Source organism: Pseudomonas sp. H1_A03 (genome assembly GCF_054685145.1).
The window spans coordinates 3383598-3399156 of record NZ_CP162829.1 but is presented as its reverse complement, the minus strand read 5'-3'; the positions used below and the strand labels follow the sequence as shown (position 1 = coordinate 3399156).

The window sequence follows — 15559 nt, the reverse complement described above, 5'->3', positions numbered from 1 at the left end:
GATGAGGTTTCAGGCACGCGCAAATACCACGGCTTTCTCGAATTGCTCTGGGGTCGGACGCACACCGGTATAGAGCACAAATTGCTCCAACGCCTGGATCGCGATCACTTCCAAGCCGGTAATTACCCGTTTGCCTTTGGCACGGCCGCGCACGATCAATGGGGTTTCAGAGGGGATCGCTACCACATCGAACACCGTTTCGGCAGCATCCACGGCTTCAGCATCAAACGCCAGGGCGTGCGCCTCAGGCCCACCGGTCATGCCGATAGGTGTCACGTTAATCAGCATCTGCGGGCGCAAGCCCCCTAGCTCGGGCAACCACTCATAGCCCAGGTTCTGCGCCAAGGCGCGGCCTGCGGCTTGGTTACGCGCCACTATTACGCCATTCGCGTAGCCGCCATCGCGCAAGGCACTGGCCACGGCCTTGGCCATGCCGCCGCTGCCACGCAGGGCGAATGTGGATGACTGCGGCACGGCGTGCTGTTTCAGCAGTTGCTCGATGGCGATGTAATCGGTGTTGTAGGCCTTGAGATGCCCATCGGTGTTGACGATGGTGTTCAGCGAGTCGATGGCTTGAACTGAATCGTCGAGTTCGTCCACTAAGGCAATGGCGGCCTCCTTGAACGGCATGGAAACCCCGCAACCACGGATGTTCAACGCGCGGATACCACCGATCGCACCGGGCAAATCCTGGCTGCTGAAGGCTTTATAGTAGAAGTTCAGACCCAACTGTTCGTACAGGTGGTTATGAAAACGCAGGCCAAAATTCCCGGGGCGCGCCGACAGTGACATGCACAGCCGAGTGTCCTTGTTGGGGTGCATCTGCATGGGTAACTCCTTGAGTAAGCGATTCGATACAGACCTTACACAACCTTTACCTAGCGGCTGTGCTGTTTTTCAGAAATACGTTGTCTTAAAAGTATCCCCGCGACATTACTTGAGTCTATTGATTGCAGACCACAAGCGCAGGGGCTAACCGAGGAATGACCATGATTCGTACAATCCCCAAGATCGCCTTGCTTGTTGGCGCACTCGCGATGGCAGGCCAAGCCTCCGCCCACGGTGGTGGTTGGGGTGGCCCGGCCGTATTGGGTGCCCTGGTCGGCGCAGCAGTCGTGGGCTCCGTGGTTGCCAGCCAGCCACGTGAGGTCTATGTGCAGCAGCCGGTGTATGTGCAACCGCAGCCGGTGTATGCCGCGCCGCCGCCGGTCTACTACGCACCGCCGCCACCGGTGTATGTGCAACAACAGGTCTACTACCGCCCGGCGCCGGTGTATTACGGTCCACCGCGTGGCTATTACGGCCCACCGCGCGGCGGCTACGGCCCTCCCCACGGCTACTACGGCCGCGGCTGGTAATTGATCCCGCTGAAACGGGCCTCGCAGGTTGCGGGGCCTTTTTTTTGCCTGAAAAGTCTGGATTCATCCTGCAAAGGTCGCTCCGAGGACAATGCCCGCCGCGTAATCGCACATCATCAACACCAATGTCTACTTGCTCGACCGGGCCTCACGCTGTCATGTTTGTGTCACGACACACTCCCACTATCGAGCCTGTCCACCCAATAACAACAAGGACGACTGACCATGCCTACGCAAAACCCACACCGCACCGCTGGCCTCTGCACGTCCAGCAAGGTGTACAGCGCCCTCACCGAGCTCAAGCACCTGGAAGGCCACCGCAGCGCCAAATTCCTCGCACTGCTGGCAGAAAACCTGGTGCGCAAGGGTCTGCTCAGTGAGCAGGAAGTGGTGAACATGCTTGATCAGGTGGTGGACTGACGCTCGCGTTGATGTCGACTATCGAGACAGTTGATTTTTCCTACGCCGCCCAGCCCCGTAAGGTGACCTCCATAGCGATTGGAGGTCCTTATGCCCACTGTTCAGATCATGTCCGTCATCGGCAGCGCCGTCCCCGCCCCTCTTCGAGAGCTGGGCTTGCTCGCCTGCTGGTACGTAGTACGCGATGGCGAAGCCATCAGCGGCCCGCTCACGTCCTTGTCCGCCGCCGAAAAACAGCTGCAACACGCCTCGACCTTCAGGTTGCACGCCTGAGGCTCAGGGTAATGGCAACTTGACCCGCGGCTTGCTTTCCACAAACAACGCCCAGCTGGACATGAACAGCGCCGCCACCAGCGGCCCGATCACAAAGCCGTTCAAGCCAAACACCGACAGCCCGCCCAGGGTCGAGATCAGGATCAGGTAGTCCGGCATTTTGGTGTCCTTGCCCACCAGGATCGGGCGCAGCACGTTGTCCACCAAACCAATCACAAACACGCCAAACAGCGCCAGCACCACGCCCTGCCAGATCGAGCCGCTCAACAGGAAGTAAGCGGCCACCGGCCCCCACACAATCCCCGCGCCCACCGCCGGCAACAATGACAGAAACGCCATCAATACCGCCCAGAGCAACGCACTCGGGATATCGAGGAACCAGAAGATCAACCCGCCCAGCGCACCCTGGGTCACGGCCACCAGCACATTGCCCTTGACCGTGGCACGCACCACCCGATTGAACTTGAGCTGCAACCGGCGCTTCTGCGGCTCGGCCAACGGCACCGCCGTGCGCACCTTGCGCACCAGCTCCGGGCCGTCGCGCAGCAGGAAATACAGCAAATACAGCATGATGAAAAAACTCACCAGGAAATCAAACGTGCCCTGGCCGAAGCTGAACGCCTGGGTCGCAAAGAACTGGCTGCCCTGCATCGCGCTCTTGACGATATTTTCGCGCAAGCCTTCCAGGTTGCCCATGCCGAAGCGGTCGAGCAGGTGCTGGAAATACGGCGGCAGCACGTTTTTGAACTGCTCGATATACCCCGCCACGTCCAACTTACCGCTTTCGACGTTTTTATAGAGCGTCGCGCCCTCTTGCACCAGCAAGGCGCTGGTGAAGATCACCGGCAGGATCGCAATGATCAAGCAGGCACTCAAGGTGGCCAGGGACGTGAGGTTGCGGTTCCAGCCAAAGCGTTGCTGCAGGCGGCGCTGCATCGGGGCAAAGATAATGCCAAGGATCACCGCCCAGAACACCGCGCCGTAAAACGGCAGCAATATCCAGATAAAGGCAATGGTCACCAGGACCAGCAGCAATAGCAGGGTTTTGAATTGCAGGTTGGTTTGATTCATGTCCGGTCCATGTCAGAAAAGCAGTGGCCTCGTGTAGGCCCTGTTGCTTAGTCCGCAGCGAAACCTGGGAGTGCCCTCGGTTATCGAACAAGCATAGACCGCCTCACTGAAGGGCTTTGGCCTCCTTCAACAGCGCCTGGATCATCTGCTCCTGGGCCTCATAGCGGCCTTCGCCAAAATGCGTGTAACGCACCTGCCCCTTGGCGTCGATCAAGTAATGGGCGGGCCAGTATTGGTTCTCAAAGTTGCGCCAGATCGCGTAGTTGTTGTCGATGGCCACAGGGTAAGTGATGCCCAGCTTGCGCACCTGGTCCTTGACGTTGCCGATGATGCGTTCATAGCCGTATTCCGGGGTATGTACGCCGATCACCACCAAACCGTCCTTCTCGTACTTTTTTGCCCACGCTTTCACGTAGGGCAGGGTGTGCTGGCAGTTGATGCAGTCGTAGGTCCAGAAATCCACCAGCACCACCTTGCCTTCTAGAGCCTGCGAAGTCAGTTCCGGCGAGTTGAGCCATTCGACCGCACCGGCCAGCGATGGCATGGCGCCCTGTTCTTCACTCGGCGCCGGCTCGGCCTTGATCTTGCTCACCACGTAATCGACCGCCTTGGGGACGCTTTCCAGCACGCCTTTTTCCAGCCTGCTGACACCTTCGGATGAGGTACCGGCCAGCAAGGTTTTGTCGGTACCGGTTGAGATCACCACCGCCGCCGCCAGTACCGCCACCCCAGCCCCACGGCGCAGCCAGCCGGTGACGGGAATCGAGCGCTTGAGCCGATTGACCAGGCCGCGTCCGGCAAACAGCAAGGTGCCCAGGGACAACGCGCTGCCCAGGCCGTACGCCACCAGCAGCAAGCTGGTTTGCGCGCTGGCGCCTTGCAGCATCGCACCGGTCAGGATCACCCCCAGGATAGGCCCGGCGCACGGCGCCCACAGCAGGCCGGTGGCGACGCCGATCAACAGCGATTTAAGTGGCCCGGACAGTGTGCGGCTGTCGGGATCGATGTGGTTGCCCAACCGTAAAAACGGGCGTGCCAGCCAGCTGCCGACCCGCGCCGAGATCAACGACAGCGCAAACAGCACCATCACGACCAGTGCCACATGGCGACCGGTGTCATTGGCCTGCACCACCCACTCACTGCTGACCACGGCCAGGCTGGATATCAACGCGAAGGTTAGGACCATGCCACCAAGGGTCAGCAGGACCGAACGGCGAGTGCGGTCAACGCCGGCGAAAAGGAACGGCACCACTGGCAGGATGCAAGGGCTGAGGACGGTCAGGATGCCGCCCAGGAACGCGATAATCAGCATGATGTTCACCTTATGGATTGACGCCAGGTTTCAGGAGTGGAGGCGGTGTGTGCCTCGTTGGAGTCAATTAAATGCCCCTGAGGTATCGCGCCTGTGTCGAGAACCCGCGCGGGCAAATCGATACGTATCAACAGCGCCTGTCGATACACAGCGATACAAAAAGCCCAAACGACGACCTGGATCAATAAACCGTCGTGACCGCTCGGCTACCTTCGCGACCTTTTGCGACCCGTGCCCATGCCTCCCATCCTCGCCCCCGAACTGCTCGCCCCTGCCGGCACCCTGAAAAACATGCGCTACGCCTTCGCCTACGGCGCCGATGCGGTCTACGCCGGCCAGCCGCGCTACAGCCTGCGCGTGCGCAACAACGAGTTCGACCACGCCAACCTGGCTCTCGGCATCAAGGAAGCCCACGCGCTGGGCAAACGTTTCTACGTGGTGGTGAACATCGCGCCGCACAACGCCAAGTTGAAGACCTTCCTCAAGGACCTGGCCCCGGTGATCGCCATGGGCCCGGATGCGCTGATCATGTCCGACCCCGGGTTGATCATGCTGGTGCGCCGACACTTCCCATCGATGCCGATCCATCTGTCTGTGCAGGCCAATACCGTGAACTGGGCCAGCGTAGAGTTCTGGCGGCAGCAAGGGATCTGCCGGGTGATCCTGTCGCGGGAACTGTCCCTGGAAGAGATCGGCGAGATTCGCCAGCAAGTGCCGGACATGGAATTGGAAGTGTTTGTGCACGGCGCTTTGTGCATGGCGTATTCAGGGCGCTGCCTGCTCTCGGGTTATATGAACAAGCGCGATGCCAACCAGGGCACCTGCACCAACGCGTGCCGCTGGAAATACCAGGCCACGCCAGCAGTGGAAAACGCCACGGGCGATATCGTCCAGGTGTTTCAACCGGAACCGACCCTGGGCATTGGCACACCAACCGACCAGGTGTTCCTGCTGCAAGAGGCCAACCGCCCCGATGAGCAGATGCCCGCCTTCGAAGACGAGCACGGCACCTACATCATGAACGCCAAGGACCTGCGCGCGGTGCAGCACGTGGAGCGCCTGGCCCACATGGGCGTGCATTCGCTGAAGATCGAGGGCCGCACCAAGTCCCACTTCTATTGCGCGCGCACCACCCAGGTGTATCGCCGGGCAATCGATGATGCGGTGGCCGGTCGCGCCTTCGACCGCAGCCTGATGAACGACCTCGAATCCCTGGCCCAACGCGGCTACACCGAGGGTTTCCTGCGCCGCCATGTGCACGATGAGTACCAGAACTACCAGAACGGCAGCTCGGTGTCGGAGCGCCAGCAATTCGTCGGAGAACTGACCGGCGAGCGTAGGGGCGAGTTGGCCGAGGTCAAGGTGAAGAACCGCTTTGCGGTGGGCGATCACCTGGAATTGATGACCCCGGCCGGCAATTTTCACTTTGATCTGGAGAGGATGCACAACAGCCAGGGCGAGGCTGTCGAGGTGGCGCCGGGAGATGGGCACACGGTGTATGTACCGGTCCCGGCGGAGATGGAGGTGCGCTTTGGCTTGCTGATGCGTGATGTCTCGTAGCCGCTGGATACCGGCTTAACACCACCGAGCATGGGTGGTGTCAGCTTGCGTAGCAGCTGTCGAGCTTAAGCGAGGCTGCGTTTGCGGAGTGTCAGGCGCGCCGCTGACGCAGCCTCGCTTAAGCTCGACAGCTGCTACGAAGGGGTCAGATTTTGAACTGGCCGACCAATTGCCCCAACCGCTGACCCAAATCCGCCAGGCTACGTGAGGTCTGAGCGCCCAGTTGGGTCTCGTCGGCCACGCTGTCCACCGCCACGGCAATCTGATGCACGCTGCGGTTGATCTCTTCGGCCACGGCCGTCTGCTCTTCGGCGGCGCTGGCGATCTGGGCGTTCATCGAATTGATGGTGCCGATCAACTGGGCCATGGTGTCCAGCGACGCGCCGGCTTCGTTGGCCTGGGCCGAAGTGCCGTCGCCGGCATCGCTGGAACGGCGCATGGCCTCCACGGCGGCTTCGGTGCCTTTTTGCAGGCGGTCGATCATGCTCTGGATTTCCTGGGTGCTGGTCTGGGTGCGGCTGGCCAGGGCGCGCACTTCATCGGCGACCACGGCAAAACCACGCCCGGCCTCCCCTGCCCGTGCCGCTTCGATTGCCGCGTTGAGCGCCAGCAAGTTGGTCTGTTCGGCGATGGAGCGGATTACGCTGAGCACACTGACGATGGAGGACACGTCCTGCTGCAAGCTGTCGAGGGACACGCCGCTGCTACGGATGTCGTTCACCAGCGCATGGATCTGCGCGATGCTGCCGTCCACCACGCGCTTGGCGGCCTGGCCTTCGGCATCGGTTTGCTGGGCAGCCACCGAGGCGCCCTGGGCACTGCGCGCCACTTCTTGCGCAGCGGACGACATCTGGTTGATCGCGGTCGCCACCTGGTCGGTCTCGTGGCGCTGGCGTTCCATGGCCTGTTCGGAGCGCTGGGCCTGGTCGGAGACCTGGCTGACCAGGCCGGTGAGTTGGCTGGTCATCTCGGTGATCTGGCGCACCAGCCCGTGGATCTTGTCGACAAAACGGTTGAACGCGCCGGCCAGATCGCCCAGCTCGTCCTGGCTGGTGATGGCCAAACGGCGGGTCAAGTCGCCTTCGCCGGCAGCGATGTCGTCGAGGTTGGCTTTCATCAAGTTCAGCGGACGCAGGATGGTATTGGCCACCACCATACCCACGACGGCGATCACCAGCAGCACCACCACCGCCAGGCCGAGGATACTCAACAACACGCCTTCCATGCGTTTCTGCACCTTGGCCTCGACCACCGCAACCTGGGCTTCGATGCCGTCCAGGTTTACCGAGGTACCGATGACCATGTCCCATTTGGGCAGGTATTCGGTGTAGCCCATCTTGGGCACGAGTTCGGTCTGCCCCGGTTGAGTCGAGCTGTATTGCAGGTAGTGGGTGCCGTCCTTGCCGACCTTGACCAGGTCGCGGTTGACGTAGACGCCGTTGGGGTCGCGGTTGTCCTTGAAGCTCTTGCCCACGCCGTCTGGGCTGTTGCCCTTGAACAGGCGGATGGTCTCGGAGTCGTAGCCGAAGAAGTAGCCGTCCTTGCCGTAGCTGGTATTGGAGAGCAACTTGACCACCTCTGCGCGCGCGGCGGTATCACCGGGCGCGGCCGCGTCGTAGAGCGGCTTGACGGTGCTCATGGCCACTTCAACATAACTTTGCAGGGTGGCCTTGGCGTCGTTGAGCAGGCGTTGGCGGGTTTCATCCACCTCGTTGCGCGCCTGCCCCTGCAGGATCCACACGGTGGTCAGGCTGATGACCACCGCAAACAGCAACACCGGCACTACGGCGAGGGACAGGACTTTGGCCTTCAGGCTCAGACGCATGGCTTTTCTCTCTTATTAGTGACGACTTGAGAGGTTAACGGCCAATGGTCGAGTTTCTGTAGGACGATCCGGTCAGAGGGTCATCGCCGCCAGCCAGCCAAACGCCAGCAATGGCAGGTTGTAGTGCAGGAAGGTCGGCACCACGGTGTCCCAGATATGGTGGTGCTGGCCGTCGATATTCAGGCCGGAGGTCGGGCCGAGGGTGGAGTCCGAGGCCGGTGAGCCGGCGTCACCCAAGGCACCCGCCGTGCCGACGATGCACACAATGGCGACCGGGCTGAAGCCCAGTTGCACACACAGCGGCACAAAGATCGCAGCCAGAATCGGCACGGTGGAGAACGACGAACCGATGCCCATGGTCACCAGCAGCCCCACCAGCAACATCAGCAATGCCCCAACGCCACGGCTGTGGCCGATGAACGCCGCCGACGTTTCCACCAGCGAGCGCACATCGCCCGTGGCCTTGAGCACTTCGGCAAACCCCGACGCGGCAATCATGATGAAGCCGATCATCGCCATCATCTTCATGCCTTCGGTGAACAGGTCATCGGTATCGCGCCAGCGCACGATGCCCGACACCGAGAAAATCAGGAAGCCGGCCAGCGCGCCGATGATCATCGAGTCCAGCCACAGCTGGATGATGAACGCCGAGGCAATCGCCACGCCGGCCACCAGCAGGGTCAACGGGTTGTACTGCACCGCTACCTGCTCGACGCGCTCGATTTTTTCCAGGTCGTACACACGCTTTTTGCGGTAGCTGATAAACACCGCCACCAGCAGGCCAACCACCATGCCCAGGGCCGGCAGGCTCATGGCGTGGGTGACGTTGACCTGGCTGATGTCCACGCCGCTCTTGGCCACGTTGGCCAGCAGGATCTGGTTGAGGAAGATATTGCCAAAGCCCACCGGCAGGAACATGTAGGGCGTGATCAGGCCGAAGGTCATCACGCAGGCGATCAGGCGGCGGTCCAGTTGCAGCTTGGTCAGCACATACAACAGCGGCGGCACCAGCAACGGGATAAACGCAATGTGGATCGGCAGGATGTTCTGCGAGGCAATCGCCACCACCCACAGCAGGCCGATCAATAGCCATTTGACGTGACTGCCACCGCTGGCTTCCTGGCGGTCCACCAGCAGCAGCGCCTTGTCGGCCAAGGCATGGGCCAAGCCAGACTTGGCAATCGCCACCGCGAAAGCGCCGAGCAAGGCGTAGGACAAGGCCACGGTGGCACCACCGCCCAAACCGCCGTTGAAGGCCGTGAGCGTGGCCTCGATGCCCAGCCCACCGCTAAGGCCGCCCACCAGCGCGCCCACAATGATGGCGATGACCACATGCACGCGGGACAGGCTGAGCACCAGCATGGTGCCGACCGCGGCAATAACTGCGTTAATCATGGTTACCTCAAGCAAAAAACGTAAACAACAGGCATGCCTGCGCCCGGGCGGCCATCGGGCGGCAGCCGGCGTACAGGCTTGAAGGAGGTCTTATTAGAGGGCGCGCACTTTGCAGCAGGTGGGCGCGCATGTCAAAAAGCGGCGCCGCTTTCAGGGTTAAATTGATCGTTTGAATTAAGAAAATGTGAAATCAGCCGATAACCGGGCTCTATGTGTTTTCAGGTAAGGATGTACCGATGTCGCTTAGGCAGCTCTCCATTCAATGGAAAATCACCCTGCTCGCCGGCCTGTGCCTGCTGGGAATCGTGACCCTGCTGGTGGGTCTGTCGCTGTATCGCATGGAGCAGAGTTCGCAGCAGGTCAAGGCGTCCAGCATGCAGATGCTGGATGAAGCCGCCCAAGCGCGCATCGAAGCCCAAGGCGAAGTGCAGGCGCTGGGTATTCGGCAGCAGTTCATGGACGCCTATCAGTACGGCCATGGTTTTTCCCGTCAGGTGCTGTTCTTGCGCGAACAGGCGGAAAAACGCTTTCTCGACGCCTTCGACACCCGCGAAGACCTGACCCGCCAGGTCAGGGCCGCGTTGCAGGCCAACCCGGACTTGCTCGGTTTGTCCCTGGTGTTCGAAGCCAATGCCCTGGATGGCAAGGATGAGTTGTTCGCCGGCCAAGCCGAGTTGGGCAGTAACGACAAAGGCCGCTTCGCCCTGTACTGGTCGCAGCCGACACCCGGCAAGCTGACCTCAATGGCCTTGCCGGAAAGCGACATGACCGACGCCAGCGTCGGCCCCAGCGGTGAAAAGGCCAACGCCTGGTTCACCTGCCCGCGCACCACCCTCAAGCCGTGCGTGATCGAACCCTACTTTTATGTGATCGACGGGCAAAACGTGCTGATGACCAGCATCGTTTTCCCATTGATGGTCGATGGCAAAGTCATCGCCTCGTTATCGGTCGACATCAACCTCAACAGCCTGCAGGCCGTGAGCCAACAGGCCAGCCACAAGCTGTATGACGGCCAGACCCAGGTCAGCATCCTCAGCCCTACAGGTTTGCTCGCCGGCCACAGCCCGGACGCCAGCAAGCTCAGTCAGCGCCTGGACCAGGTCGACAGCGCCAACGGCGCGCAATTGATCAGCGCCCTGTCTGGCAGCACCCACATCCGCAGCCTGCGTAGCGACCACCAACTCAAGGTGCTGGCGCCGTTCGCGCCGATCCCGGATGGCAAGCCGTGGGGCGTGTTGCTGGATGTGCCGGAAAAAGTCCTGGTAGGCCCGGCCGAAGCGCTCAAGGCGCAACTGGACGCCGATAACACGCGCGGCACCCTGCTGGAACTGGGCCTGGGCCTGCTGGCGGCGGTGGTCGGCCTGATCCTGGTGTGGCTGATGGCACGCAGCGTGACCCGGCCGATCCTCGGCGTGGCGCAGATGCTCGAAGACATTGCCAGCGGCGAAGGCGACCTGACCCGCCGCCTGGCCTACGACAAGCAGGACGAGCTGGGCCAACTGGCCGGCTGGTTCAACCGCTTCCTGGACAAGCTGCAACCGATTATCGCCGAGGTGAAGCGCTCGGTGCAGGACGCCCGTGGCACCGCCGACCAGTCCGCCGCGATTGCTACGCAAACCAGTGCCGGCATGGAACAGCAATATCGTCAGGTCGACCAGGTGGCCACCGCGTCCCACGAAATGAGTGCCACCGCCCAGGATGTGGCGCGCAGCGCTGCGCAGGCGGCCCAAGCTGCACGCGATGCCGACCAGGCGACCCGCGACGGCCTCACAGTAATCGACCGCACCACCCGCAATATCGGGGAGTTGGCGGCGGATATGAGCACGGCCATGAACCAGGTCGAAGGCCTGGCTGCCAATAGTGAAAAAATCGGTTCGGTGCTGGAAGTGATTCGCGGTATTGCCGAACAGACCAACCTGTTGGCGCTCAACGCCGCCATCGAAGCAGCCCGCGCCGGTGAGGCTGGACGTGGCTTTGCGGTGGTGGCTGATGAAGTGCGCAACCTGGCGCGACGCACCCAGGAGTCGGTCGAAGAAACCCGCCAGGTCATCGAGCAATTGCAAGGCGGCACCGAAGAGGTCGTCAGCGCCATGGGCAACAGCTATCGCCAGGCCCAGGGCAGCGTCGAACAAGTTGGCGAGGCGGTGACCGCCCTGCGCCAGATCGGCGAGGCCGTCACGGTGATCAGCGACATGAACCTGCAAATCGCCAGCGCCGCCGAAGAGCAAAGCGCGGTGGCCGAGGAAATCAACAGCAATGTGGCGACGATTCGCGATGTGACCGAATCGCTGTCGGAACAGGCGAATGAATCGGCGCGGGTGAGCCAGGCGTTGAATAGCCTGGCGAATCAGCAGCAGGGGTTGATGGATCAGTTCCGCGTTTAAAGGGCGAAATAGAACCCATGTGAGAGCGCTTTTCTGTGGGAGCCGGGCTTGCCCGGCTCCCACATTTTGATAGGTAGTGTGTCAGCACTAACGCTTGGGCAACTCAATCGTTACTTTCAAACCGCCCAACGCACTTTCCTGCAACTGCAACACCCCGCCCCACACCTCGACGATATCCCGCACGATGCCCAATCCCAGGCCATGCCCATCAATCTGTTCATCCAGTCGTGCACCGCGGCTGAAGACTTGATCGCGCTGGGTTTCGGGGATACCGGGACCGTCGTCTTCCACCGCCAGCACGTAGCTGTGCGCAGTCTCTGTGACGGTCAGGCGCACCTCGGCATCCGCCCATTTGCAGGCGTTATCCAACAGATTGCCCAGCAGCTCCAGCAGGTCTTCACGGTCCCAGGGCAGTTGCAGCCCGGGCGCGGCGTGATAGCTCAGGTCCAGGTGCTCCCCGTGGATCATGTTCAAGGTGGCGAGCAGGCCCGGCAATTCCTTGTCACAGTCGAACAACGCACCCGGCAAGGTTTCACCGGCCAGGCGCGCGCGGTTGAGTTCACGGTTGAGACGTTGCTGCACGTGTTCCAACTGATCACGCAGCAGCTTGCTCAGTTCAGGGTGATCCTTCAGCGCTTCGCTTGACGCCGCGCTCAACAGTACCGCCAGCGGGGTCTTGAGGGCGTGTCCGAGGTTGCCCAAGGCATTGCGCGAACGCTTGAGGCTGTCTTCGGTGTGGGCCAGCAAGTGGTTGATCTGCGCCACCAGCGGCTCCAGCTCCAGTGGCACCTGGGTGTCGAGTTGCGAACGCTGGCCCTGTTGCAGTTGAGCAATCTGGTTACGCGCGGTTTCCAAGGGTCGCAAGGCGCGGCGCACGGTGAGCCGTTGCAGGATCAACACCAGCAGCAGCGCCGCCAGCCCCAGCACCAGACCGATCTGACGCATCAGGCGAAAGCTTTCCCGCACCGGCGTGTAGTCCTGGGCCACGCTGATGGAAATCGACTGCCCGAAGCGTTTGTAGTCCTCGCGCAACACCAACAGTTGCTGACCTTCCGGCCCCAGTTGCAGGTTGCCCTTGAGGCCGGCCTCGGGCAGTTGCGGCAGGTCCTGGTCCCACAGCGAGCGGGAGCGCCAGTGCGTATCGGCGAAATCAATCCGGAAATAGTGCCCGGAAAACGGCCGTTGATACGCTGGCGACAAGCGCTTTTCATGCAGTTGCAAGCCATCCGGGCCGCGTACCAGCGCCACCAGCAGGCTCTCACTGTCGTTGCGCAGCCCCGCCTCCAGGTAGCGCTGCAAACCCGTTTCAAACAACCACAGACTGGTTTGCGCCAACGCAACGCCGACAATCACCATCACGCTGACCAGGCCCAGGCTCAGGCGCCGCTGGATCGACCTCATTCGGCGATGGCGCCAAACCGGTAACCCTGGCCGCGCCGGGTTTCGATCACGCTGCGCCCCAACTTGCGGCGTAGGTGGTTGACGTGGACTTCCAGCACATTGGAGTCGCGCTCGGTTTCGCCATCATACAAATGCTCGGCCAGGTGGCTTTTCGACAGGATTTGCTCGGGATGCAGCATGAAGTAGCGCAACAGGCGGAATTCGGCGGCGGTCAGCTGGATCTCTGCGCCATCACGCAACACGCACTGACGCCCTTCATCCAAGTGCAGGCCGGCCGCCTGCAGGGTGGGCTGGTTGGTCTGCCCATGGGAGCGGCGCAGCAGTGCCTGGATGCGCAGGTGCAGTTCCTCGGGATGGAACGGTTTACTCAGGTAATCGTCGGCGCCAGCCTTGAGCCCTTCGATGCGCTCGGCCCAGGAGTCGCGCGCGGTGAGAATCAGTACCGGGACGGCCAGCGCGGCGGCGCGCCATTGCGCGAGTACTTCAAGCCCAGGCAAACCGGGCAGGCCAAGGTCGAGGATGATCAGGTCATAGGGTTCGCTGCGTCCCTGGTACACAGCATCGCGGCCATCAGCCAGCCAATCGACGGCATAGCCCTGGCGCTGCAAGCCGGCCAACAGTTCATCGGCCAGAGGTACGTTGTCTTCCACCAAAAGCAGGCGCATCAGTCTTCCTCGTCTTTGATCAGCGCACCCGTGGATGCATCCAACTTGATCTCACGCACCACGCCTTCGGCGGTGACCAGTTCCACTTCATAGGCATATTTACCGTGCTTTTTCTCAAGCTCGGCCTCCAGCAGGCGCGAACCCGGATGACGCGCCATGGCCTGTTCCAGCAACTGCTCCAGCGGCAGGATCACGCCGTTCTGGCGCAGGACCAAGGCCTCGTCCTGATCAAGATCGCGGGCTGCCAGGCTTGAGCAAAAAACCAGGAGCAGCAACGCCATTCGACTGCCGGCGTATAAATTTACCTTCATTACGTTTCCTGATGATTCTTGAGAACCTGCCCGGTGAGCGCGTCCAATTCAACCTCCCACTCGATGCCGTCGGTATCCTCCAGTTCAACTTGGTAAAGATACTTGCCGTATTCCTCGTCCAGGTCGGTATCCAGCAGTGTTGAACCCGGGTGCAAGGCCAGGGCCGTGGCTTCCAATTGATCAAAGGCGATAATTGTAACAGTGGCAGGCACTTTCAGTGGTTTGTCGGGGTCCACGGCTTGGGCCTGGATCGCCGTGAAGGCGATGATACCGGCGGCGACCAGCCCTGTAAGGCGCTTCATGGGGAGTCTCCGTTTCAAGATTTTTCCTACGTCGGCCACCGTACCTGTAGCAACTTAATTGAAACTGAATTGCCACCATGGCAATTTCCGACATCCTCCTTCCCCAGTTATTGTGCGAGATTTCCTATACAACCCTGCTCGCTTCCACAGAGACCGGTATGACAGCGATTCACATCAAGTTTTCCGCCCTGACCTTAAAGGCCGGTAAACGCGCCTTTGCGCGCATTCGCGAACAGGGCCTGGCGCCTGCCGACGTTGGCATCCTGCCTGGCGCGGCCGGCGGCCCCAAGGCGCTGGGTATCCAAGGCCTGGACCTGGCGCTGTTTGGCGATTGGTTGCCGCGTGCACCACGGGAACGCGCGCTGATCGGCGCGTCCATCGGCTCCTGGCGGTTTGCCAGTGCGTGCCTGCCGGACCCGGTGCAAGGTCTGCTGGACCTCGGGCGCCTGTATAACGAACAAAGCTTTGCCAAAGGCGTGACCATGGCTGCGGTCAGCCAGAGCTGCCAGCGCATGCTCGACGACCTGCTGGCCGGCCGCGATGCGCAGGTGTTGGAAAACCCCAACTATCGCCTCAACATCATGGTGGTCAAGAGCCACGGACTGCTTGCCGATGATCACCGTGGGCGCCTCGGGCTGGGCCTGTCGTCGGTGATTGCCGATAATTTGCGTGGCCGCGCACGGCTGTCGCGGCACTTCGAACGGCTGATCATCCACGACCCGCGCCAGGCGCCGCCAGTGCATCCGTTGAAGGATTTCCCGTCACGCTTCCTCGCCCTGGAATTGGGCAACCTGCGCCAGGCGCTGCTGGCGTCGGGCTCGATTCCCATGGTGATGCAAGGCGTACGCGACCTGCCCGGCGCGGGCGCCGGCACCTACCGCGACGGCGGCCTGCTCGACTACCACCTCGACCTGCCTTATCAAGGCGATGACATTGTGCTGTACCCGCACTTTACTGACCGGGTCATTCCCGGCTGGTTCGACAAAGGCCTGCCGTGGCGGCGCAGCAATCCACAGGGTTTGCAGGACGTGTTGCTGCTGGCGCCGTCCAAGGACTACCTCGCCCGCCTGCCCCACGGCAAACTGCCGGACCGCAGCGACTTCAAGCGCTTTATGGGCGACGACCCGAGCCGCAACAGATATTGGCAGACCGCGATGAGCGAAAGCCGGCGGTTGGGGGATGAGTTTCTTGAGCTGGCGGATAACGGCAAATTGGGCGAGCACTTACTGGCGCTATGACCAAGCGGTATGCGCGGCAAGGGATCAAGCTGTTAAACTCGCCG

General features: G+C 61.5%; 15 protein-coding genes and 1 pseudogene. 6 read left to right on the top strand and 10 right to left on the bottom strand.

The genetic code is table 11. The features are described 5' to 3' along the window. Positions 1 to 9 precede the first annotated feature (9 nt). Positions 10 to 828: a shikimate 5-dehydrogenase gene (locus AB4O35_RS15735; RefSeq protein ID WP_065889220.1), complete on the bottom strand. Its 819-nt coding sequence runs from the start codon at positions 826 to 828 to the stop codon at positions 10 to 12. Positions 829 to 983: 155 nt separating this feature from the next. Here AB4O35_RS15735 and AB4O35_RS15730 point away from each other — a divergent pair, with 155 nt between their 5' ends. The 3 genes from AB4O35_RS15730 (at position 984) to AB4O35_RS15720 (ending at position 2051) form a co-directional block, all read left to right on the top strand. Then, the gene (locus AB4O35_RS15730) at positions 984 to 1358 is read left to right on the top strand and encodes a hypothetical protein (RefSeq protein ID WP_065872381.1); all 375 of its coding nucleotides are present in this window, start codon (positions 984 to 986) and stop codon (positions 1356 to 1358) included. 225 nt (positions 1359 to 1583) lie between these two features. Next, the gene (locus AB4O35_RS15725; RefSeq protein ID WP_010211349.1) at positions 1584 to 1778 is read left to right on the top strand and encodes a hypothetical protein; all 195 of its coding nucleotides are present in this window, start codon (positions 1584 to 1586) and stop codon (positions 1776 to 1778) included. 90 nt (positions 1779 to 1868) lie between these two features. Beyond that, positions 1869 to 2051 carry a hypothetical protein gene (locus AB4O35_RS15720; protein ID WP_065872382.1) on the top strand — a complete coding sequence of 61 codons (183 nt, stop codon included), beginning with the start codon at positions 1869 to 1871 and terminating at the stop codon, positions 2049 to 2051. 3 nt (positions 2052 to 2054) lie between these two features. Here the strand turns inward: AB4O35_RS15720 and AB4O35_RS15715 are convergent, their stop codons facing one another. Both AB4O35_RS15715 and AB4O35_RS15710 read right to left on the bottom strand, forming a co-directional pair. Then, positions 2055 to 3122, bottom strand: coding sequence for an AI-2E family transporter (locus AB4O35_RS15715; protein ID WP_065872383.1), 1068 nt, complete (start codon positions 3120 to 3122; stop codon positions 2055 to 2057). 103 nt (positions 3123 to 3225) lie between these two features. Beyond that, on the bottom strand, positions 3226 to 4434 hold the full coding sequence (locus AB4O35_RS15710; protein ID WP_065872384.1) for a cytochrome c biogenesis protein DipZ: 1209 nt from the start codon (positions 4432 to 4434) through the stop codon (positions 3226 to 3228). A gap of 237 nt (positions 4435 to 4671) precedes the next feature. Here AB4O35_RS15710 and trhP point away from each other — a divergent pair, with 237 nt between their 5' ends. Next, positions 4672 to 5994 carry a prephenate-dependent tRNA uridine(34) hydroxylase TrhP gene (gene trhP / locus AB4O35_RS15705; RefSeq protein ID WP_065945894.1) on the top strand — a complete coding sequence of 441 codons (1323 nt, stop codon included), beginning with the start codon at positions 4672 to 4674 and terminating at the stop codon, positions 5992 to 5994. Between the two features lie 145 nt (positions 5995 to 6139). On the opposite strand, the gene AB4O35_RS15700 is transcribed toward trhP, so the two are convergent. The 3 genes and pseudogenes from AB4O35_RS15700 to AB4O35_RS15690 form a co-directional block, all read right to left on the bottom strand. Continuing rightward, complete coding sequence (locus tag AB4O35_RS15700; protein WP_371915020.1) at positions 6140 to 6895, bottom strand: methyl-accepting chemotaxis protein; 756 nt, start codon at positions 6893 to 6895, stop codon at positions 6140 to 6142. A 102-nt stretch (positions 6896 to 6997) separates the two neighbouring features. Then, positions 6998 to 7819, bottom strand: a pseudogene (locus AB4O35_RS15695) (cache domain-containing protein); the annotation flags it as partial. Between the two features lie 72 nt (positions 7820 to 7891). Further along, a complete protein-coding gene (locus AB4O35_RS15690) occupies positions 7892 to 9211 on the bottom strand; it encodes a Na+/H+ antiporter family protein (protein ID WP_175403022.1) in 1320 nt (439 codons plus the stop codon). Positions 9212 to 9450: 239 nt separating this feature from the next. On the opposite strand from AB4O35_RS15690, the gene AB4O35_RS15685 reads away from it, so the two are divergent. Then, positions 9451 to 11598: a methyl-accepting chemotaxis protein gene (locus AB4O35_RS15685; protein WP_065872388.1), complete on the top strand. Its 2148-nt coding sequence runs from the start codon at positions 9451 to 9453 to the stop codon at positions 11596 to 11598. A gap of 87 nt (positions 11599 to 11685) precedes the next feature. Here AB4O35_RS15685 and AB4O35_RS15680 read toward each other — a convergent pair whose 3' ends face one another. Genes AB4O35_RS15680 through AB4O35_RS15665 form a run of 4 tightly spaced genes read right to left on the bottom strand, consistent with a single transcriptional unit; the run spans position 11686 to position 14277 of the window. After that, complete coding sequence (locus AB4O35_RS15680; protein WP_065910717.1) at positions 11686 to 12999, bottom strand: sensor histidine kinase; 1314 nt, start codon at positions 12997 to 12999, stop codon at positions 11686 to 11688. After that, positions 12996 to 13664, bottom strand: a complete 669-nt coding sequence (locus AB4O35_RS15675; protein WP_460149076.1) for a response regulator transcription factor — start codon at positions 13662 to 13664, stop codon at positions 12996 to 12998. Before AB4O35_RS15675 ends, AB4O35_RS15680 begins: the two co-directional genes overlap by 4 nt. Further along, positions 13664 to 13975 (bottom strand): PepSY domain-containing protein, encoded by a 312-nt coding sequence (locus AB4O35_RS15670; protein WP_065874641.1) that lies wholly within the window; start codon positions 13973 to 13975, stop codon positions 13664 to 13666. The genes AB4O35_RS15675 and AB4O35_RS15670 overlap by 1 nt, the downstream gene beginning before the upstream one ends. Further along, positions 13975 to 14277: a PepSY domain-containing protein gene (locus AB4O35_RS15665; protein ID WP_065874640.1), complete on the bottom strand. Its 303-nt coding sequence runs from the start codon at positions 14275 to 14277 to the stop codon at positions 13975 to 13977. Before AB4O35_RS15665 ends, AB4O35_RS15670 begins: the two co-directional genes overlap by 1 nt. Positions 14278 to 14435: 158 nt before the next feature. Here AB4O35_RS15665 and AB4O35_RS15660 point away from each other — a divergent pair, with 158 nt between their 5' ends. Beyond that, on the top strand, positions 14436 to 15515 hold the full coding sequence (locus tag AB4O35_RS15660) for a hypothetical protein (protein ID WP_065880019.1): 1080 nt from the start codon (positions 14436 to 14438) through the stop codon (positions 15513 to 15515). Positions 15516 to 15559: the final 44 nt, after the last annotated feature.